At 68.5% G+C, this 18,095-nt stretch carries 17 protein-coding genes and 3 pseudogenes; 9 read left to right on the top strand and 11 right to left on the bottom strand.

The features are described from left to right. The first annotated feature begins 412 nt into the window (after positions 1-412). Positions 413-1,741, top strand: coding sequence for an MFS transporter (locus tag FDZ84_RS00995; RefSeq protein ID WP_168584300.1), 1,329 nt, complete (start codon positions 413-415; stop codon positions 1,739-1,741). A gap of 66 nt (positions 1,742-1,807) precedes the next feature. Here FDZ84_RS00995 and FDZ84_RS00990 read toward each other — a convergent pair. The 3 genes and pseudogenes from FDZ84_RS00990 to FDZ84_RS40460 form a co-directional block, all read right to left on the bottom strand. Further along, positions 1,808-1,999, bottom strand: a pseudogene (locus FDZ84_RS00990) (ATP-binding cassette domain-containing protein); the annotation flags it as partial. 224 nt (positions 2,000-2,223) lie between these two features. Beyond that, a complete protein-coding gene (locus FDZ84_RS00985; protein ID WP_246868714.1) occupies positions 2,224-2,676 on the bottom strand; it encodes an Imm1 family immunity protein in 453 nt (150 codons plus the stop codon). Further along, positions 2,589-2,819: a DddA-like double-stranded DNA deaminase toxin gene (locus tag FDZ84_RS40460; RefSeq protein WP_168584298.1), complete on the bottom strand. Its 231-nt coding sequence runs from the start codon at positions 2,817-2,819 to the stop codon at positions 2,589-2,591. Before FDZ84_RS40460 ends, FDZ84_RS00985 begins: the two co-directional genes overlap by 88 nt. Before the next feature lie 100 nt (positions 2,820-2,919). Here FDZ84_RS40460 and FDZ84_RS00975 point away from each other — a divergent pair, with 100 nt between their 5' ends. Then, positions 2,920-3,165: a hypothetical protein gene (locus tag FDZ84_RS00975; protein ID WP_168584297.1), complete on the top strand. Its 246-nt coding sequence runs from the start codon at positions 2,920-2,922 to the stop codon at positions 3,163-3,165. Positions 3,166-3,490: 325 nt separating this feature from the next. Continuing rightward, positions 3,491-4,150, top strand: a pseudogene (locus tag FDZ84_RS00970) (MFS transporter); the annotation flags it as partial. A gap of 256 nt (positions 4,151-4,406) precedes the next feature. Here FDZ84_RS00970 and FDZ84_RS00965 read toward each other — a convergent pair. The 5 genes and pseudogenes from FDZ84_RS00965 to tnpA all read right to left on the bottom strand — a co-directional run bounded on the left by FDZ84_RS00965 (position 4,407) and on the right by tnpA (position 7,177). After that, positions 4,407-4,895, bottom strand: coding sequence for a histidine phosphatase family protein (locus FDZ84_RS00965; RefSeq protein WP_168584296.1), 489 nt, complete (start codon positions 4,893-4,895; stop codon positions 4,407-4,409). A 326-nt stretch (positions 4,896-5,221) separates the two neighbouring features. Further along, positions 5,222-5,749: a GNAT family N-acetyltransferase gene (locus tag FDZ84_RS00960; RefSeq protein ID WP_168584295.1), complete on the bottom strand. Its 528-nt coding sequence runs from the start codon at positions 5,747-5,749 to the stop codon at positions 5,222-5,224. Beyond that, complete coding sequence (locus tag FDZ84_RS00955; protein ID WP_371812754.1) at positions 5,725-6,246, bottom strand: GNAT family N-acetyltransferase; 522 nt, start codon at positions 6,244-6,246, stop codon at positions 5,725-5,727. The genes FDZ84_RS00960 and FDZ84_RS00955 overlap by 25 nt, the downstream gene beginning before the upstream one ends. Further along, a complete protein-coding gene (locus FDZ84_RS00950) occupies positions 6,243-6,728 on the bottom strand; it encodes a GNAT family N-acetyltransferase (protein WP_168584294.1) in 486 nt (161 codons plus the stop codon). Before FDZ84_RS00950 ends, FDZ84_RS00955 begins: the two co-directional genes overlap by 4 nt. Before the next feature lie 76 nt (positions 6,729-6,804). Then, positions 6,805-7,177, bottom strand: a pseudogene (tnpA, locus tag FDZ84_RS00945) (IS200/IS605 family transposase). Between the two features lie 73 nt (positions 7,178-7,250). On the opposite strand from tnpA, the gene FDZ84_RS00940 reads away from it, so the two are divergent. Continuing rightward, positions 7,251-8,453: an RNA-guided endonuclease TnpB family protein gene (locus FDZ84_RS00940; RefSeq protein WP_168584293.1), complete on the top strand. Its 1,203-nt coding sequence runs from the start codon at positions 7,251-7,253 to the stop codon at positions 8,451-8,453. 474 nt (positions 8,454-8,927) lie between these two features. On the opposite strand, the gene FDZ84_RS37580 is transcribed toward FDZ84_RS00940, so the two are convergent. After that, a complete protein-coding gene (locus tag FDZ84_RS37580; RefSeq protein ID WP_210435386.1) occupies positions 8,928-9,161 on the bottom strand; it encodes a hypothetical protein in 234 nt (77 codons plus the stop codon). A gap of 190 nt (positions 9,162-9,351) precedes the next feature. Between FDZ84_RS37580 and FDZ84_RS00930 the strand changes: the two genes are divergently transcribed. Continuing rightward, positions 9,352-9,807: a DUF4383 domain-containing protein gene (locus tag FDZ84_RS00930; protein WP_168584292.1), complete on the top strand. Its 456-nt coding sequence runs from the start codon at positions 9,352-9,354 to the stop codon at positions 9,805-9,807. Between the two features lie 362 nt (positions 9,808-10,169). After that, positions 10,170-12,533 carry a xanthine dehydrogenase family protein molybdopterin-binding subunit gene (locus FDZ84_RS00925; protein WP_168584291.1) on the top strand — a complete coding sequence of 788 codons (2,364 nt, stop codon included), beginning with the start codon at positions 10,170-10,172 and terminating at the stop codon, positions 12,531-12,533. Between the two features lie 54 nt (positions 12,534-12,587). Here the strand turns inward: FDZ84_RS00925 and FDZ84_RS00920 are convergent, their stop codons facing one another. Next, on the bottom strand, positions 12,588-13,127 hold the full coding sequence (locus FDZ84_RS00920; RefSeq protein ID WP_168584290.1) for a CGNR zinc finger domain-containing protein: 540 nt from the start codon (positions 13,125-13,127) through the stop codon (positions 12,588-12,590). Positions 13,128-13,207: 80 nt separating this feature from the next. On the opposite strand from FDZ84_RS00920, the gene FDZ84_RS00915 reads away from it, so the two are divergent. The 3 genes from FDZ84_RS00915 to lysX all read left to right on the top strand — a co-directional run bounded on the left by FDZ84_RS00915 (position 13,208) and on the right by lysX (position 17,942). Next, a complete protein-coding gene (locus FDZ84_RS00915; RefSeq protein ID WP_168584289.1) occupies positions 13,208-14,026 on the top strand; it encodes an alpha/beta fold hydrolase in 819 nt (272 codons plus the stop codon). A gap of 156 nt (positions 14,027-14,182) precedes the next feature. Further along, on the top strand, positions 14,183-14,569 hold the full coding sequence (locus tag FDZ84_RS00910) for a hypothetical protein (RefSeq protein ID WP_168584288.1): 387 nt from the start codon (positions 14,183-14,185) through the stop codon (positions 14,567-14,569). A gap of 118 nt (positions 14,570-14,687) precedes the next feature. Beyond that, positions 14,688-17,942, top strand: coding sequence for a bifunctional lysylphosphatidylglycerol synthetase/lysine--tRNA ligase LysX (gene lysX, locus FDZ84_RS00905; protein ID WP_371812947.1), 3,255 nt, complete (start codon positions 14,688-14,690; stop codon positions 17,940-17,942). Here lysX and FDZ84_RS00900 read toward each other — a convergent pair. Further along, entirely contained in the window at positions 17,914-18,054 is a 141-nt protein-coding gene (locus FDZ84_RS00900) for a hypothetical protein (protein ID WP_168584286.1), read from the bottom strand. The genes lysX and FDZ84_RS00900 overlap by 29 nt on opposite strands. Positions 18,055-18,095 lie beyond the last annotated feature (41 nt).

Below are 18,095 nucleotides of genomic sequence, written 5' to 3'. Positions count from 1 at the left end.
GATCGGCGGGGCGTCGTGCACCGGAACCAGCAACAGGCCGGGAAACTTTCAGTTGCGCGGCGGTAGACGGCACCAAACTGATGCTGTCGTCCAGCCTCAGCCTCAGCCTCAGCCTCAGCTCGCACCGGTCCTCCGTCGGCACCGGCCGCAGCAGCCCGGGTGCGGGTGACTCCGTTTTCAATTGAAAAATTGAAACCGCGCGTCGTGCGGAACGCCTTGTGTCCACAGTGGATTGTAATACGGGTTTCTGGTCTTGGCGGGGAAAACGGACACTCGTGCGGAGTGTGGTGCAATGCACGTGCGGTTCCCGTAACCCTGCGTCGGCTTGTGGCGACAGACCTGTTGAACGACCAAATCATCGATGATCTTGGTTTCGACTTTTGCTGTACAGAACTGAACAAGGAGGTCTTTCGTGGCTGCCGACCGACCGGAGAGTCGGGCATGGTGGATCTGGAGCGCGGCGGTGGTCGCCTACCTCGCCGCGGTATTTCACAGGGGCAGCTTGGGGGTCGCCGGAACGCAGGCGCTCGACCGGTTCGACGTCGGGCCGGCCGCGCTGAGCGCGTTCACGGTACTGCAGGTCGGCATCTACGCCGGCATGCAGATTCCCACCGGATTGCTGGTGGACCGCTTCGGTTCCCGAAGGGTGATCACCGTCGCGGTGGTCTTGCTGGGTGCCGGGCAAATGCTTTTCGCGTTCGCCGATTCGTATTCGATGGGTCTGCTCGCACGCGCGGTGCTGGGCCTGGGTGATGCGTTGATGTGGGTCAGCATCCTGCGGCTGGTGGCGGCGCACTTCTCCGCCCGCCGCTACGCACTGGTGGCAACGGTGTCCAGCGCGCTGGGGGCGCTGGGCGGTGTTGCGGCCACGTTCCCGCTCGCGCTGGCACTGCAAAACATGGGCTGGACGGCGACGTTCCTGCTGGTGGGCGCGTTGACGCTCGGCTACGCGGCGGTGACCGGAACGGTCGTGCGGGACGCCTCGCTCGGCGGATCGCAACCGCGCAGCAGCGGTGCGGTCTTCCAGCAGGTGCGTGACGCGTGGTCCGTGCCGGGCACGCGGCTGGCGTTCTGGGCACACTTCTGCACGATGTTCGTCTCGGGTGCGCTGACCCTGCTGTGGGGTTTCCCGTACCTCGTGAACGGGCTGGGCGTGCCGGCCTCGACGGCAAGCGTGCTGCTGAGTCTGCTGATCATCGGGCAGGTCGTCGGCGGGCCCGTGGTGGGTGCGCTGATCGGCCGCCGCCCGGAGTGCAGAATGTGGATCGTGATGGGCTACCTGCTGCTCAACGCCCTGTCCTGGGTGGTGCTGCTGGGCTGGCCGGAAGGGCGCCCGCCGCTGGCGGTGATCGCGGCCGTGTTCCTGGTCTTCGCCCTGGGCGGCCCGGTTTCGGCGGTGGCGTTCGCCCTGGTGCGGGACTACAACCCGGTCCGCCACGTCGGGACGGCGACCGGCGTGGCGAACGCAGGCGGCCACTCCGCGACGGCGCTCGGCGTCCTGTTGGTGGGCCTGGTCCTCGACCTGGCGCAGGGCATGCCGGGCGGCTCGGAGTACCGGGTGGCGATGCTGGCGCTGGTGGCGATGCTGCTGTTCGGCGCGTTCCGAACGGCGGTCTGGTGGCGCCGGGCCCGAGCGGCGGTGTTCGCGGCGGAGGCCCGAGGCGAAGGTGTGCCGGTGGTGCTGACCCGCCACCGCTGGGACCTCGACCTCGACCTGCCCCGCGCAACCGTCGACGCCTGATCCGATCAGGCGACGAGTGAAGGGCGCCTTCGAACGACTCACTTGCCCGGAGGCGCCCTTCGCCTACTTCGAACCGTCCACCAGGCGGTCCGGGAGTGCGAGCAGCTGGTCCACGTCCGCGAGGTGCAGGCCCGTCGTCGGTTCGTCGAGGACGTAGATCACCGCGTTCGCCGCCATGTGGATCGCGAGCTTCAGGCGCTGCCGTTCGCAGCCGGACAGGGTGGTCAGGGGCTGGCCGAGGCGGAGGTAGCTCAGCCCCGGCGGGCGAGGTGAACGCCCTTTTCCTGCCCGAGAACCGCGAGCGGGAGTTCAGGAACGGCATGGCCGGTCCCAAACGTAAATCCGGGATGCGTTCAGCGGATGCCGCTCGTAGACCACCGCGCGAACCAACTGCTCGATCGCCGCTGGAGGAGAATGGTGGAACCGCTTATCAATGATCTCGTCATCGTAGAAGTCGTGGCGACTATCTATTGGAGTTGCGCTCAAAACCACCGCCCCTGCTGCCACTGCACGCAGGTCGGCCGCCGCCCGGTCCGGCAGAACTCCGCCACGGCTTTGTCGATCGCGTCGATCGGGAGCACCGCGGAGCGCTCGAACGGAGTCGGAGTCGGAGTCGTCGCGTCGAACCACACCGTGGGGACATCGGCAGGCGGCTCAGGATTGTGGGTGTCCCAAGCACCACCACCGTCGCCTTCCCGCACAAAGTTGATCGCACCCCAAGCCGTCGATTCGTCCACATTCACACGGAGTTGATGCCCTGGTCGGTCATCGGGCGACCTGTCGTGCGGCCGATCCTGAACGTAGAAGCACACACCACTCGCACGCTCTTCGCCGAGGCACTCCCGGATCAGCTCTCGAACGCCAATCGTGTCGAAGGCGAATCGACGCTCCCGCCCGAACAATGCAGTGACCACCGTCCGCGTTCTCGTTGCCATGTCTCCGCTTCTCCCTCGAATACGATCGGTTTCCGTGCTCCTGGTTCCCATACTGCCGGCGTGAACCCTCGTCCAAGGACTGCGGGCACCGCCGACCGGCAACCATATTCCTCCTCGCACACGGAATTGTTGATCGCAATCACCCCATAGGGACACCTTGTTCCTGCATGCGTTGTGCGGCCTTGACTTCCACGTGCTTCGCCACCTCAGGGCTAGCGTGGGGCTAGCGTTTGAGGACATGGGATGTTTCGGACGGCGCTGTGGCAGGTGTCGAAGCCGGATAGCGCGGCGATCGAATCGTCCGGGTGGCTGCGCTGGTGGCTGGGCGACCAGGCTGGACTTCGTGACCTGACCGCCGAGCAGATCGCCTCCGGCGCGCTGGCCGACTACGACGTGCTGGTCGTGCCGAACGGGCCGGGTACGGAAGCCCCCGATTCGCTGCGCGAGCAGGGAAAGGCGGCGTTGACCGAGTCGGTGCATGCTAATTAGCGGGAACAATGATCACGTCGTTGAGCGACTCTTCCGGTAAGGACCGGCAGCATCACTCACGATCCGGCGGGCTCTCGTCGTGAGTGATTGTTCCGGTAAGGACCGGCATTGCCACTCACGACCCCACGGACACCCGTCCGTGCGAAAGCACGCACGGCCGCCCGCAAAAACACCCGGGTGGTCCCGAGATCCAGCGCACGCCACCGAGCTCCAGTTTTCGTTTCTGTCGCAGCTGTTCTGGGCGCATCGCCTCAGGTCACTCGGGTTCGTGTGGACAGTGGACAGTGGACAGTCTCCGTCGTGTTCTGCTGGCGTGGCGTGTTCGATGCGCCGTTGCCCTTGGCGTCTACCGCCGTCGTTGCAGGGGCAGTGCGATGGTCTTCCGCTGATCTTCGGGAGAAACTCTCCGCTCTTCCACGCGGGGCGAAGGTTTGTAACTGGGTCGAACACATCTGCCGTGAGTATCCTGCTCCCGTCGATCAGCGCGGACCTCGGGACACCCGTCGCGACGCTCCAGTGGGCGGTGACCGGGTACCTGCTCGTCGGGGCTGCCGTGATCGTCACTTCCGGCGCGATGGGTGACGTTTTCGGCCGTCGACGCATGTTCCAGGTCGGTCTCGTCCTGTTCGTGATCTCCTGCGTGTTGATCGGTCTCGCCGGGACCGGGTTGCAGGTGATCCTCGGGCGGTTGATCCAGGGCGCGGCCGGATCGACCATCCTCGCCTGCGGTCTGAGCCTGCTCTCGGTGACGTCTTCCGGCAACACGCAGGTGAAGGCGGTCGCCCTTTGGGGTGCGGCGGCCGCAGCCGGGGCCGCGGCCGGCCCGGTGGTCGGCGGCGTGCTCAACGAGGTCGCCGGCTGGCAAGGCCTGTTCTGGATCGATGCGGCCATCGCAGTCGTGTGCATCCTGGTCACCCTTGCCAAGGTTCCGGAATCGCGCGACCCGAACCGCCCCCGGACGATCGATCTGCTGGGTACCGTGCAGGTCGCCGCCGCACTCGTGCCGTTCGTGTTCGCCATGACCGAGGGCTCCTCGTGGGGGTGGCTGTCGGCACCGACGCTCGTGTGCCTGATCGGGGGCTGGAGGCTGTTCTGGATGTGCTGGTTGAAGCGAACGGACAGTGCCACCTATCGGGGCGAACAGTCCGTTCGCTCCACACCGGTTGGCGAGGCGGAACCGCAGCACTCCGGCTGGGGGCTGCCACCGGAACCTCCAGCCAGAACAAGTTCCCGAACAGCCTCTAGCCGCGGGGTTTGGCGTAGGTCGCGTCGGTTGCCCAGGATTCCGCTACCTCGGACCACTCCGCGGGGCTGGAGAGGAGCGCGATCGCCGCTGTTTTCAGCTCCGCCGGTTCGCCCGTGAGGAGTTCGGTCAGGTCTTCCAAGCCCGGGTTGTGGCCGACCACGACCGCCGTCATGACCGCGGGCGGGATCTCGTGGATGACCGCCAGGAGTTCGCGGGCCGAGGCCGCGTAGATCCGGTCGTCGTACTTGAGCGCCGGTTCGGCCGGGATCTCCGGGGCGGCCAGCTCCCAGGTCCGCCGGGCGCGCGCCGCAGGGGAGCACAGCACGAGCTCGATCGCCGCGGCATGCTTGCGCAGCCATCGGCCGACCTCGGGTGCGTCGCGGCGGCCCCGGTCGGCCAGCGGACGGTCGAAGTCGTCGGCGTCGTCCGGCCAGGACGACTTCGCGTGCCGGATCAGCACAAGTTTTCGCTGCGCATCGGTCATGTCGTGCCGCCCACCTGCTCGCCGGGACTACTCGCCCCACCGTAACCGGTCCGAGCCGATCAACGTGCTTCCGCATCGCGGAATCCGGTGCATTGAATCGTCGGGCGCTCGGTGTAAACGATGACGGACCCGGTCCTGGCCACGTCGAGGTAGAGCTTAATGGCTTCGCGCACCGCTAGGACTACGTCGCGGGAGCAGCGGTCGAGGCGACTGTTCCAACGCCACCTCCGGACCTGGAGCAAACAGTATGGCATGCGGCTGTCGTCAGGAAACGGGAATTGACGAACTTGTGCTATTGGGCAGTTTCCCCTTAATTAGAGGGAGGTTCAGCTCGCGTCGTGGTTGAGAGTCAGGCGCCAGGTCAGTTCTCCGTCGTGCCATTGGCCCGTTGGTTCCAGACCGGTCGCCGTTGCCACCGCCGCGGATGCTCGGTGGTCCGGGTGGATGTGGGCGAGCACCGCGCGCACCGGCTTTCGGCGGAGCCAGTCCACCAGGCCTCGCGTCGCTTCCTTGGCGATGCCTCGGCGTTGCCAGGCGGTTCCCACGATCCAGGCGATCTCGGCGACCGGTCCCGGGTAGCCGGGGCCGATCGTCGCCTGGACCGTGCCGACGAGGCGCGGCTCGTCGCGCACCTGGATCACCCAGTTGCACCAGGAAACCTCGGGATCCGGTGAGCCGGCGAGCATCCGCTCGTAGCGGGACCGAAGTTCCCGCGGCGTCAGCGGCGCACCACCGATGAAGTCGTACAGCGCCGGGTCGGCCAGCGCGCTCGACATCTCCTCCGCGTGGTCGATGCGCAGCGGCACCAGCCCGAGCCGTTCGGTCGGGATCACCTGCGGTCTGATGCCACCCATGCCACCGCCTTTCGACGAATCGCCCGGCTCACCGCAGGTGCTCGCGGAAGTGGATCAACTCGTAGGACCGCGCCGGGGTTCGGTGCGTCTCGTTGTAGCCCATGCGCCGGTAGAGCCGGAGGTTTCGCGGTGCTGTGCTCGCCGGTGAACAGCTCGATCGCCGCTACCTGCGGGGGAAGATTCCGCTCGGCGTGCAGCAGCAGCCCAGTGCCGAGACCGTGGCGCTGCCGGTCGGGAGCGACCATCAACCGGCCCAGCGCCGCCGTTGTCCCGTCGAGCTCCACGCGGACCGAGCCGACCAGCCGCTCCGCCTCGCGGAAGCCCCAGGTGAGGCAGGACGGCCGGGCGAGGTCTGCGTGCACTTCGTCGAGGGTTTGCGTCAGCGGCGGCAGCTGGACGTCGTCGTGGACCTGCACTTCGGTCACGTACGCCGCGCGTTGCAGCGTCAGCACTTCGCCGGCGTCCGCAACCGTCAGGCGCTCGAGTTTCCCGTTCATGGCAGCTTCTTCTCGAACCAGTGCTCGGCGTAAGGGCCGTTGTTGTACGCCGGGATTTCTCGGAAACCGTGCTTGGCGTAGAGGTTGCGCGCCTCCACGAGATCGTCCCGGGTGTCCAGGCGGATCGCCTGGAACCCGAGGTCCTGCGCGTGCTGCTCGACGGCGGCCAGCAGCCGGGCAGCGACGCCGAGGCCGCGGGCCTGAGGCCGGACGTACATCCGCTTGAGCTCGGCGATACCGGGTTCGAGCGGGCGGATACCGACGCAGCCGAACGGCTCCGCCCCGTCGCGGACCAGCAGGAACACGCCCTCCGGCGGGTACAGGCCGTCGTTGGGGTCTTCCGCGATGGCCTCGTCGACCTCGGCCCCGGTGGCCGGTCGGCCGTAGTACCTGCTGGCCATCTCGTCCGTGTACTCGCGCAGCAGCCCGACGACGACGGGTTCGCCCACGCCGACCGGTTCGACAGTCCAGTGCTGGTTCACCGAAGAAACGTAGCGCGGATGCCCCGTCTTTTAGGGCGGGGAGGAAGCGCATCAATTCCGTGCTTAAGCCGACCACTCAGGCAGCGGGGCGGGTTTGCCGTTCGATGTACTGGCGCACCACGGAAATCGGTGCGCCTCCGACCGACCCGGCAAAGTAGGAGCCCGACCACAACCGGACACCTCTCCAGTAAGCGAACCGCAGGTCTTCGTACTCCTTACGCAACAGCCGGGAGGATACCCCCTTTGAGGGAGTTGACCAGTTTCGACACCGCGACCTTGGGTGGGAAGCTGACCAGCAGATGCACGTGGTTGGCTTCGCCGTTGAACTCTTCCAGTTCGGTGTCGAAGTCGCCGCATACCTCCCGCATGATTTTTTCCATGCGGGTCAGGTGTGCGTCGGTGAACACGGGGTGCCGGTACTTCGTGACGAAAACCAAGTGAGCATGCATGCGGAAAACTACGTGTCTTCCTGTACGGGAACTCGCTGTCGATGGCCATAAACCCAATGCTACGGTGATCCATATGGCAGCAACAGTGAAGACCGAGGATGCCGGGCACGCCCGGTACACCTATCGGCTTCGTTTGTCGCTGACCTCCCGGCATGCGCTGCTGGCCGAGTGGGATCGGTGCCGGTGGGTATGGAACCAGTGCGTGGCCACCTCCCGTCAGGCGTACCGTGCGGGCGAGAAATGCGGTCCCGCGCACCTGTGCAAGCTGCTGACCGGATGGCGGAGTGAACACGACTGGCTGAGTGCCGGCGGTTCGGTTCCGCAGCAGCGGATCATCCGTGACTTCGCCAAGTCCCGCGCCAAGGCGTTGAAGGACGTCAAGGCCCGGTTGCCGATGCGGCAGCGGGCGGGCATGCCGAAGTTCAAGAAAAAGGCGCTCGCGCGTCCGAGCTTGAACTACACGCGGCGCGGGTACCGGATCACCGACGGTCGCCTGCACCTGGCGGGTGGCATCGTGTGCGCGGTGGTGTGGTCCCGCGAGCTTCCCTGCGCGCCGTCGTCGGTGCGTGTGTACCAGGACGCCCAAGGGCACTGGTATTGCTCGTTCGTGGTCGCGACCGAGGTACGGTCATTGCCGGAAACCGGTCAGGTGATCGGCATCGACTGGGGTGTGACCGAGACCGCTACGACCACATCCGAAGCGCACGATCTTCCGCATGCCGAGCACGGCAAGCGTGCGGCGGTGAAGCTGGCCCGCTATCAGCGGATGATGGCCCGGCGTCGGCCGGCGAAGGGCAAGCCCGCTTCAAAGGGATACCGCAAAGCCCAACGCCGGGCCGCGAAAGCGCACGCGAAGGTCGCCCGCCAGCGTCAGGACACGGCCCGTAAATGGGCCTTGCGCGTGGCGAGGGACCACGATGCGATCGCGGTGGAGGACTTCCGCCCGAAATTTCTCGCGAAGACCACGATGGCCAGGAAAGCGGCTGATGCTGCGATCTCGGCCACGAAAAACGAACTGATCATGATGGGGCGCAAGCACGGACGCCTGGTGATGCTTGTCGATCCGAAGCACACGACAATGGACTGTGGACAGTGCGGGGCGAGAACCAAGCACGCGCTGCCGCTGTCGGAACGAACCTATACCTGTACCGCGTGCGGGCACGTCTGTCCGAGAGACAAGAACTCCGCGCCTGTGATGCTGGTCCGGGCTGGGCTGTACCCGGCTGGTGTTGAGGGCGCAAGACCTCCCGAGGCGCTGCCCCGGGAGGCTGCCTGAGCCAGGAATCCCCACTACGCCTGGAGACGAGGGACGAAGAATCCCCCGCCTTCAGGCGGGGGAGCAGTCAAGCATTGCATTCTCATCGGCCTGTCCACCGAATACTGGCCAGGCCGCCGGCTCCGTTCGCGAACCGGACTTTGACCTGCGTCGACCTCGGCTGGGCCGGCTGCGCGAGGACGTGCGCAAGCCGCGCCCCACGCGATCGGCAGCGCCACCGTGAAGCCGAGCTCGACGATCACCGTCTACGCGGTGATGGAGGTGCCGCTCATCGGATCGCCGCCGATGGGGATCAGCAGGCCGAAGGCGACCGCCGTGCCCGCCGACGATGCCGCCAGCCTGCGGCAGCTTGGACAGGGCGGGGATTACCCACAGCACGTTGGTCCAGCCGATCCGGCCCAGCCGCGGCGGCAGGTCGTTGAAGCCGGACGGCGCGGGTTTGCCGGTGCGGATCGTCCAGCGGGCGAGCTCGGCCTACACCGCGACCTTCACGGTGGTGGACATGATCACCAGCCACAGCAAGGCGAATCTGGCTTCGGCGCCGAGCGCGGTGGTGGCGATGAGCTCGCCGGACCCGACGATCGAGGCGCTGATGATCAGGCCCGGCCCGAGGTAGCGGAGGCTGGACTTCCAGCCCATCGGTGGTTCCTCGATGCCCTTGGCGGTCAGCAGGTATGGATCTTCGTCAGACGCGGCACTTGTTCCCATCGAGCACCCTTATGTGCCGACCCCGCGCAGTTCCGGGCTCCGGGAGACCCTGGGTTTTCACATCCGTGAAGCAGCCGCTTGGTCCGTGGAAAGTACAGCCACGATCAAGCGGGTCAACGGGCCTCGGCGGCAGGTTTCGATCGGTCCACAACGGGCATTCGGTAGCGGAGAGCGTGCCCGGAGGTGGTAGATGGATTCCCGTTGGGCCTCGCGCTGGCGGCGCCCGGAGACGCGTTGGCAGCTGCTGCTCGGCGCGGAGGGACTGGTGTTGGTCCTGCTCGGCTTACTGGGGCTGGCGAATGCCGGTTGGCGGGCATCTGGGGACGTCCCGGTGCTGGTGGTCTTCCACTTCAACACGGCGCACAGCGTCCTGCTGCTGATCGTCGGCGTGCTGGCGCTGCTCGCCGCTCCGTGGCGGCGCGCGGTGGCGTTGTTCGCCGCGCTGCAGATGGTCGGCGGCGTTTTGCTGTTCGTCTACGGCACCGCGGAAAGCACTGCGGGCGAAGGGAGAACGCCGTTCCTGCTGCACCCCGCCGAGAACTTCCTGCACGCGGCGCTGGCCATGCTGGGCTTCATCATCCTGTGCGGAGTGGAGTCGACGCCCCGCCCGGCCCGACCACGTCGCCGCCTGGTCGCCAGGCACTGAGGCGGGAGCCGGGCGTGCGCCCACGCCTTCGATCCGGCGACCGGGATGTTGCGGGCGCTGTCGCGTTTCCTCGCCGGGCAGGGAATTCCGGCGATCGGGCGGGTGCCGAAGGTGCTGGAACTGGTGCTTTCCGCCGCATCGTCCGGAATCGGCCGGTTGCCGCCATCGTGGACGGACCGCCGCGGCCCCGCAGGGGGTTGGCCTAGAAACTCACGGGTGCTCGGGCCGTACGTCCGCCTGGCCGGAGTGGTCGGGTCCGGATCCGGGCAGGCGGGAATTTTTGCCGGATGTTCGTTGTTGCGCTCCGTCCGCAACCGGTTTTTTCGATGCTTGTCGGCGACTGGACGGATAGGGTTTCGAACATGGTGGGTTCATTACTGGGGACCGAGGTCCAACGGGTCGAAGACCCGGAACTGCTCCGCGGTCGGGGCACCTACGTCGGCAACCTCGAACTGGAGGGCATGCTGCACCTCGGGTTCGTCCGCTCGCCGGTCGCGCACGCGCAGATCGGCAGCATTGACGTCGCAGCGGCCGCCGCCGCGCCGGGCATCGTCGCCGCGTTCTCCGCGGCCGACCTGGACGTGCCGATCCCACCGCCGTTCGTCGACCTCAACCCGAACGTCAAGCGACCCCCGCTGGCCACCGACCGGGTTCGGTTCGTCGGCGAGGCGGTCGCGGTGGTCGTCGGCGTGAGCGCCGCTGCGGTCGCCGACGCGATCGAGCTGGTCGACGTCGACTACGACCCGCTGCCCGTCGTCGCGGACCCGGAGCAGGCCCTGGATCCCGAGGCGGAGCAGCAGTTCCCGGAGCTGGGGTCGAACGTGGCCGGTGGGTACCGTGACCCGGCCGGGGCGGACGTGCTGGCCGAGGCGGATGTCGTGGTGCGGGCCCGCATCGAGAACCAGCGCGTCGCGGTGGTTCCGCTGGAGGGCAACGCGATCGCGGTGCAGCCGGGCGGCCCGGACGAGGAGTACGAGGTCACGGTGCACGTCTCGACGCAGATGCCGCACGTCCTGCGCGACGGGGTGGCCAAGGCCTTCGGTTGGGAGCCGGAGCGGGTGCGGGTGAGCTCCCCGCACGTCGGCGGCGGGTTCGGCGGCAAGGCCGGGGTGACCTCGGAGCACGCGGTCGCCATCGCGGCGGCCAAGCGCCTGGGACGCCCGGTCCGGTGGATCGAGACGCGCTCGGAGAACATGCAGGCGATGCCGCACGGTCGCGCGCAGGTGCAGTACGCGGAGCTGGGGCTCAAGCGCGACGGCACCATCGTCGGCCTGCGCTGCCGTGTCATCGGCGACTCCGGCGCTTACGCGGGCTGGGGCGGCGCGCTGGCCTTGAGCTCGACGCGCATGATGGCGCAGGGCGTCTACCAGATCCCGAAGATCAGCTACGACGCGCTCGCCGCTATCACCAACACCACGCCGACCGGCGCATTCCGTGGTGCGGGGCGGCCGGAGGCAGCGGCGATGCTGGAGCGGCTGATGGACCTGGCCGCGGCCGAGCTTGAGATGGATCCGATTGCGTTGCGGCGCAAGAACTTCCTCGTTCCGGAGGCCTTCCCGTACAAGACGGTGGTCGGCGCCAATTACGACAGCGGCGACTACGCGCTGCCCTTCGACGAGGCGCTCCGGCTGGCCGACTACGACGCGCTGCGTGCCGAGCAGGCGCGTCGCATCGACGCCGGTGAGAAAGTGCTGCTGGGGATCGGGGTGAGCGCCTACGTGGAGATCACCGGCGGTGGTGCGGGTGACTACGCCGAGGTCGAGGTGCACGAGAACGGCGCCCGGATCAAGGTCGGCACGTCCGCGCACGGCCAGGGACACGCCACCTCCTTCGCGATGATCGTCTCCGACACGCTGGGCATTCCGATGGAGTCGATCGAGTTCGTGCAGTCCGACACGGCGGAGGTGCCGCGCGGCGGCGGGACGGGCGGGTCCCGGTCGCTGCAGATCGCCGGCAGCGCCGTGCAGGAGGCCGGCCAGGAAGTGTTGCAGAAGGCCAAGGAGCTGGCCGCGTCCCGGCTGGAGGCGTCCGTCGACGACATCCAGCTGTCCGACGGCGGCGAGCTCGGCGTGGCCGGGGTGCCGAGCGCGACGATCGCCTGGGCGGAGCTCGCCCGCGCCGCCGGCGAGGACGGCGGGCGGCTGGCCGCGAACATCGACTTCGTGCCCGGCGGCGCGACGTTCCCGTTCGGCGCCCACGTTTCGGTGGTCGAGGTGGACGTGGAGACCGGGTTCGTCCGGCCGCTGCGGCACATCGCGGTGGACGACTGCGGCCGGGTGCTCAACCCGATGATCGTGCGCGGCCAGCAGCACGGCGGCGCGGCCCAGGGCATCGCGCAGGCGCTGTGGGAGCAGGTGACCTTCGACGCCGAGGGCAACCCGGAGACCGGCACCCTCGCCGACTACACGATCCCGTCCGCGGCGGACCTGCCGTCCTTCGAGGCGTCGAACACCGAGACGCCGAGCCCGCACAACCCGTTGGGCGCCAAGGGAATCGGCGAGTCCGCCACCGTCGGTTCCACGCCTGCGGTGCAGAACGCGGTGGTGGACGCGCTCAGGCACCTCGGGGTGCGGCACGTCGACATGCCCACCACCCCGGAGCGGGTGTGGAAGGCGATCCAGGCCGGTGGATCGGCGACGCACTGGCAGGAGCCGCCGGCGGCCTTCGACGCGCTGCCGGTGCGCCCCGAGGACGCGCCGGACGACGCGGACGAAGCCGTGGCCTGATCCCGTCCTGTTCGAGGTGAGGGGCACCCCCGACCGAGCGGTCGAGGGTGCCCCTCACTCATTCCCCGAACGGGTTCGGCGCGTTCGGTAGGCGCGCATCTTGTGGCGTGCTCCGCAGATGTCCATGCTGCACCAGATGCTGTTGTTGCCGGGGGAGCGGTCGTAGTAGAGCCAGCGGCAGACTTCGGCGCGGCAGACCTTGAGCCGGCCAGGCTTGCCGGTCAGCCCGTCGATGACCAGGGTCGCGATCAGCCGGCCGATCAGCCGCTCGGCCGCGGTGGCGTGCGCCGTCGGGATCACCACCTGGCCGTCCTGCCACTGCGGCGGCCGCAGGAAGCGGCGCGCGTAGTCGTTCACCTCCGCTGAGTCGGTTCCGGCGAGATACTCGCGGATCGCCTCGCGGGCGCGCACCAGTTCTCGGTGCGCGGATTCGTCCAGTTCGCCGGCCGCGTCGTGCCATTCGTGCGTGCGCAACCAGTCCCGGGTGCTAGCCAGGTCCGCGAAGGCGTCCTCGCCGTGCAGGAAACGTGCGGAATTGCCGAACGCCTCGACTGCTTGGAGGTCGCCCGGCGCGGCCGGTCGGTCGTATGCCACGAATAAAGATTACCGGCATCGCACCTCAGCTGGTAACGTTACTGGCAGAACTTTCTAGACGGTAACTGGAGGAGGTGGGCATGGGCTGGGATCTGCCGGAGCAGTACGAGTCGCCGCACGGGACGGTCCGGTGGGCGAGCCTGGGGCGGGGGGACCCGGTGGTGCTGCTGCACGGGACACCGTTCTCGTCGTACGTCTGGCGCGACGTCGCCGGTGTGCTCAGCGCCCGGCACCAGGTGTTCGTCTGGGACATGCCGGGCTACGGGCGGTCGGAAAAGCGCGACGGCCAGGACGTCTCGCTGGCGGCCCAACAGGAGGTGTTCACCGGCTTGCTGCGGCACTGGGGCTTGCGCGCTCCCCCGGTGGTCGCCCACGATTTCGGCGGAGCGGTGGCGCTGCGATCGACGTTGCTCGACGGTGTCCGATATGGACGGCTGGCGCTGGTCGACGCGGTCAGCGTGCGCCCGTGGGGATCGGACTTCTTCCGCCTGGTGCAGGAGAATTCCGAGGTCTTTGCGGCGTTGCCGCCGAACCTGCACGAGGCGCTGGTCCGCACCTACATCGCGACGGCGGCGCACCGCGAACTGCGCGGCGAGGTGCTCGACGCGCTGGTCGCACCTTGGCTTGGCGAGGCTGGCCAGCCGGCGTTCTACCGCCAGATCGGTCAGGCCGACGAACGCTTCACTCGAGAGATGGAGGACCGCTATGCGGAAGTCGACTGCCCGGTCGTGATCGCCTGGGGTGACCACGACACCTGGCTACCGCCGGACCGCGCGAAGAACCTGGCGCAGCGGATCCCGCATGCCGACCTGAACTGGATCGCCGGGGCCGGGCACCTGGTCCAGGAAGACAACCCGGCGGCCTGCGCAACGCTGATCAACGACTTCCTCGCCGGCTAACCGATGTGCCTGCCTGGGCGGGTCCCCGATCCAGGCAGTGTGACGATGGACGCCGTCAGCAGGTAAACGCCCTTTTCCTGCCATTTCGGGCTCTTCGATTTCAACGGTTCCCGCATCGGGGCTCCTGCAGCAGACCCGCTTTGCGGCCATTGCCGGGTGATGCTGCCAGAACCCGGCGCGGCCGCCGCGACGTTGCCCGTGGTGCTGCTGAGCGCTGATGGGCCGAAAGAGGTTCGGGAGTGTCTCGACGGGCAGGAGATCTCGCTGCCGTTGGTGACCGGTCCGGACGTCTGCGACGTCAACAGCGTTCCGGGCCCGCCGTATGCCGTGGTCACCACCGGTTCCGGTGTGGTGCTGTCGCACGGCGGCGCGAACCGGCCGGAGCAGCTGGCGAGCCTGGTGGCATTGCCGGGAGCTGACTGCGGGATCCCAATCGGCCGATTGGTCCTCTGTGGGCGGACATCGCCGAATTGGGTACCAAGATCAAGGAAATCGCGTGAGGTGTGGTCGGGGTGGCGGCGCGGAGTACCCGACCGGTCGTAGATTGGTGGCGGCGCGAATGCGGTGAGCCGACCCCGACGACCGCACCGCCGATCCACGCCCGGGGAGGGACGCAGTGGCCCAGCAGGAGGAGACCGCGCGGCGACGGTGGCGCAGCCGGATGCCGAGCATCACCGCCGGCACAGTGCTCGTCGTGGCGCTGCTGTGCGTGGCCTCGGCGGTGGGCCTTGCGCTGTTCGGGAACATGCAGCCGGTGCGCAAGTTCGTCGACAACGTCCTGTTCCCCGCTCCGCCGAACCTAGCTTACGGGGCGTTCCTGGCGGTGCTGGCGGCCGCGCTGAAACGCAGGAAGTGGCTGGCGCTGTGGATCCTGATCGGCATCCTGGCGCTGCAGGTGCTCGGCGACGTCGTGGTGCTCGTGGTGCTGGGCGACCGCATCGAGGCGCTGTGGATGGAGGAGCTGGGCGCCCGCTACCACGTGCCGATCGCCCACGAATGGGTCTTCGGCGCCAACATCATCGTCTCGGCGCTGGCGTTCGTGCCCCTGTGGCTGGCGCGCGGCGAGTTCTACGGCCGCGCCAAACGCGGCAGCGGTTACCAGGCGGCGGTGGTGTTCGTGCTGCTCATCGCCGCGTTCGTGGGGCTCGGCTACGGCCTGGTCTCGTTGTTCCCGGGTTCCCTGCGAGGCGCGCAGGAACGGTTGACCTGGACCCTCGAGCGGGTGCTTGGCGGCGCGATCGACTTCAACATCACCGGGGTCGGGCATGCGCCAGGCTGGGTCAACTTCGTCCTCGGCCTGTTCGGCGCGGCCGCCCTGTTCACCGCGCTGTTCCTGTTGCTGCGCGCCCAGCGGCTTGCCGCCGCCCTGCGTCCCGACGAGGAACAGCAAGTCCGGCGCCTGCTCGCCGAGCACGGCGAACGCGATTCGCTGGGCTACTTCGCCACCCGCCGCGACAAGGCGGTGCTGTTCTCCGACAGCGGCAAGGCCGCAATTACCTACCGAGTGGTAGCCGGGGTCTGCCTGGCCAGCGGTGATCCGCTCGGCGACCCGGAGGCCTGGCGGCCGGCGATCGCCAAGTGGCTGGCGATGTGCCGGGAGTACACCTGGACGCCGGCGGTGATGGGCGTCAGCGAACCCGGTGCGACGGCGTACTCGCGCGCGGGGATGAAGATCCTGCAGCTCGGCGACGAAGCGGTGCTGCACGTCGCGGAGTTCAGCCTGGACGGCCGGGACATGCGCCCGGTGCGGCAGGCGGTGAACCGGGTTCAGCGCGCCGGGCACACCGCGCGCATCCGGCGGCACCGGGAGGTGCCGGAGACGGAGATGGCCGAGATCGCGCGGCTGGCCGAAGCCTGGCGCGACACCGAGAGCGAGCGCGGCTTCTCGATGGCGCTCGGCCGGCTCGGCGACCCGGAGGACGGCGACTGCGTGCTGGTCGAGGCACAGACCGACCGCGGCGAGCTGGTGGCGCTGCTTTCGCTGGTGCCGTGGGGCCACAAAGGGTTGTCGCTGGACGTCATGCGCCGCGACCGCAACGCGGACAACGGCGTCGTCGAGTTCATGGTCAGCTCGCTGGCTCAGGCCGCGCCGCGGCTCGGGGTGGAGCGGATCTCGCTGAACTTCGCGATGTTCCGCTCCGCGTTCGAGGAAGGCGCGCGGATCGGCGCTGGTCCGGTGCTGCGGGCCTGGCGAGGCCTGCTGCTGTTCTTCTCCCGGTGGTGGCAGCTGGAGTCGCTGTACCGGTCGAACGTCAAGTACCTGCCGCACTGGTTCCCGCGTTACGTGGCGTTCGCCGAGCGGCGCGACCTCGCACGGGTCGGCATCGCCTCGGCGGTCGCGGAGGGCTTCCTGCCCACGCCGCGCCAAAAGTCCACATTGGATGATTCGGTGGAACTCCCGGAGCTGGAAACGGAATCCGAGGTGCCGCGGCGCGTCGGATCGGAGCAGCAGCAGGTGCGGCGGGACAAGCTGGACGCCTTGCGGGCCAACGGCATCGAACCCTACCCGGTCGCGGTGCCGCGCACCGAGCGCTGCCGGGCCGTCGCCGTGAACTACCGGGACCTCCCGGCCGACGCCAGGACCGGCGAGCACACTTCGGTGGCCGGGCGCGTGGTGCTGCTGCGCGACCACGGCGGGGTCTGCTTCGCGACGCTGCGGGACTTCTCCGGCGACCTGCAGGTAATGCTCACCACCAAGGAATCCGGGACCGAGCTGCAGCAGGCCTGGCGGCAGCGAGTCGACATCGGCGATCAGGTGTCGGTGACCGGCGAAGTGGTCACGTCGCGGCGCGGCGAGGTGTCGGTGCTGGCGAGCGGCTGGCAGCTGGCGGCGAAGTGCCTGCACCCGCTGCCGGACAAGCACCGGGGCCTGCTCGATCCCGAAGCCCGGGTGCGGCAGCGCCACGTGGACCTGATCATGCGCCCGGAAGCCCGCGACACCCTGCGGGCCCGCGGCGCCGCGGTGCACGCGCTGCGGGAAACGCTGGTTCGATCGGATTTCCTCGAAGTCGAGACGCCGATGCTGCAGCCGGTGCACGGCGGGGCGAACGCGCGGCCGTTCACCACCCACAGCAACGCCTACGACATGCGTCTGTACCTGCGAATCGCCCCGGAGCTGTACCTCAAGCGGCTGTGCGTGGGCGGCGTGGAGCGGCTGTTCGAGATCGGCCGGAACTTCCGCAACGAAGGCGTTTCGCACAAGCACAATCCCGAGTTCACGATGCTGGAGGCGTACCAGGCCTTCGGCGACTACACGACGATGCGCGAGCTGTGCCGGGAGCTGGTGCTGGCGGCCGCGACCGCCGCGCGCGGCACGCCCACGGCCGTCGGCCCGGACGGCGAGTTCGACCTCGGTGGTGACTGGCCGGTTGTGTCGGTCAACGACGCGGTGTCGGCGGCGCTGGGCGAGGAAGTCACCGCCGACACCGAGCTGGCCCGCCTCCGGAAGCTGTGCGACGCGGCGTCGGTGCCGCACCAGGAGAGCTGGGTGCGCGGCGCGGTGCTGCTGGAGATGTACGAGCGGCTGGTGGAAGCCCGTACCACCGAGCCCACGTTCTACACCGACTTCCCGGCCGAGGTCTCGCCGCTGACCAGGCCGCACCGGACCGATCCGCGCCTAGCGGAGCGCTGGGACCTGGTCGCGTTCGGCACCGAGCTGGGCACGGGCTACTCCGAGCTGGTCGATCCGATCGAGCAGCGCCGCCGGCTCACCGAGCAGTCCATGCACGCCGCGGGCGGCGACCCGGAGGCGATGGAGCTCGACGAGGACTTCCTCGCGGCCCTGGAGTACGCGATGCCGCCCACCGGCGGGCTGGGGCTCGGCGTGGACCGGCTGATCATGCTGCTCACCGGCGGATCGATCCGCGAGACCCTGGCGTTCCCGCTGGTCAGGGCGGACCTCGCCGCTCGGCGCTGAGCCGCTTCGGCGCCTTGTGCCGCCACGCGAGCTCGACTAGTTCGGCGAGCCGCTCGGTCGGGATCCGGGCGATGTCGACCCGGATCCCGACCAGCTTGTCGAAGCGTCGCACTTCCTCGACGATGCCGGGATCATTTTGGGGTGGCGTAGAGC

It is taken from the genome of Saccharopolyspora sp. ASAGF58 (assembly GCF_012277335.1).
GTDB lineage: Bacteria > Actinomycetota > Actinomycetes > Mycobacteriales > Pseudonocardiaceae > Saccharopolyspora > Saccharopolyspora hattusasensis.
This window is presented reverse-complemented; position numbering and strand designations above follow the sequence as displayed.

Coding starts and splice junctions, on each gene's coding strand:
- FDZ84_RS00925 (WP_168584291.1), top strand. CDS start 10,170: ATGGTGGGTTCATTACTGGGGACCGAGGTCCAACGGGTCGAAGACCCG.
- lysX (WP_371812947.1), top strand. CDS start 14,688: ATGCCGAGCATCACCGCCGGCACAGTGCTCGTCGTGGCGCTGCTGTGC.
- FDZ84_RS00940 (WP_168584293.1), top strand. CDS start 7,251: ATGGCAGCAACAGTGAAGACCGAGGATGCCGGGCACGCCCGGTACACC.
- FDZ84_RS00975 (WP_168584297.1), top strand. CDS start 2,920: ATGTTTCGGACGGCGCTGTGGCAGGTGTCGAAGCCGGATAGCGCGGCG.
- FDZ84_RS00930 (WP_168584292.1), top strand. CDS start 9,352: ATGGATTCCCGTTGGGCCTCGCGCTGGCGGCGCCCGGAGACGCGTTGG.
- FDZ84_RS00960 (WP_168584295.1), bottom strand. CDS start 5,749: ATGGGTGGCATCAGACCGCAGGTGATCCCGACCGAACGGCTCGGGCTG.
- FDZ84_RS00985 (WP_246868714.1), bottom strand. CDS start 2,676: ATGGCAACGAGAACGCGGACGGTGGTCACTGCATTGTTCGGGCGGGAG.
- FDZ84_RS00955 (WP_371812754.1), bottom strand. CDS start 6,246: ATGAACGGGAAACTCGAGCGCCTGACGGTTGCGGACGCCGGCGAAGTG.
- FDZ84_RS00965 (WP_168584296.1), bottom strand. CDS start 4,895: ATGACCGATGCGCAGCGAAAACTTGTGCTGATCCGGCACGCGAAGTCG.
- FDZ84_RS00915 (WP_168584289.1), top strand. CDS start 13,208: ATGGGCTGGGATCTGCCGGAGCAGTACGAGTCGCCGCACGGGACGGTC.
- FDZ84_RS37580 (WP_210435386.1), bottom strand. CDS start 9,161: ATGGGAACAAGTGCCGCGTCTGACGAAGATCCATACCTGCTGACCGCC.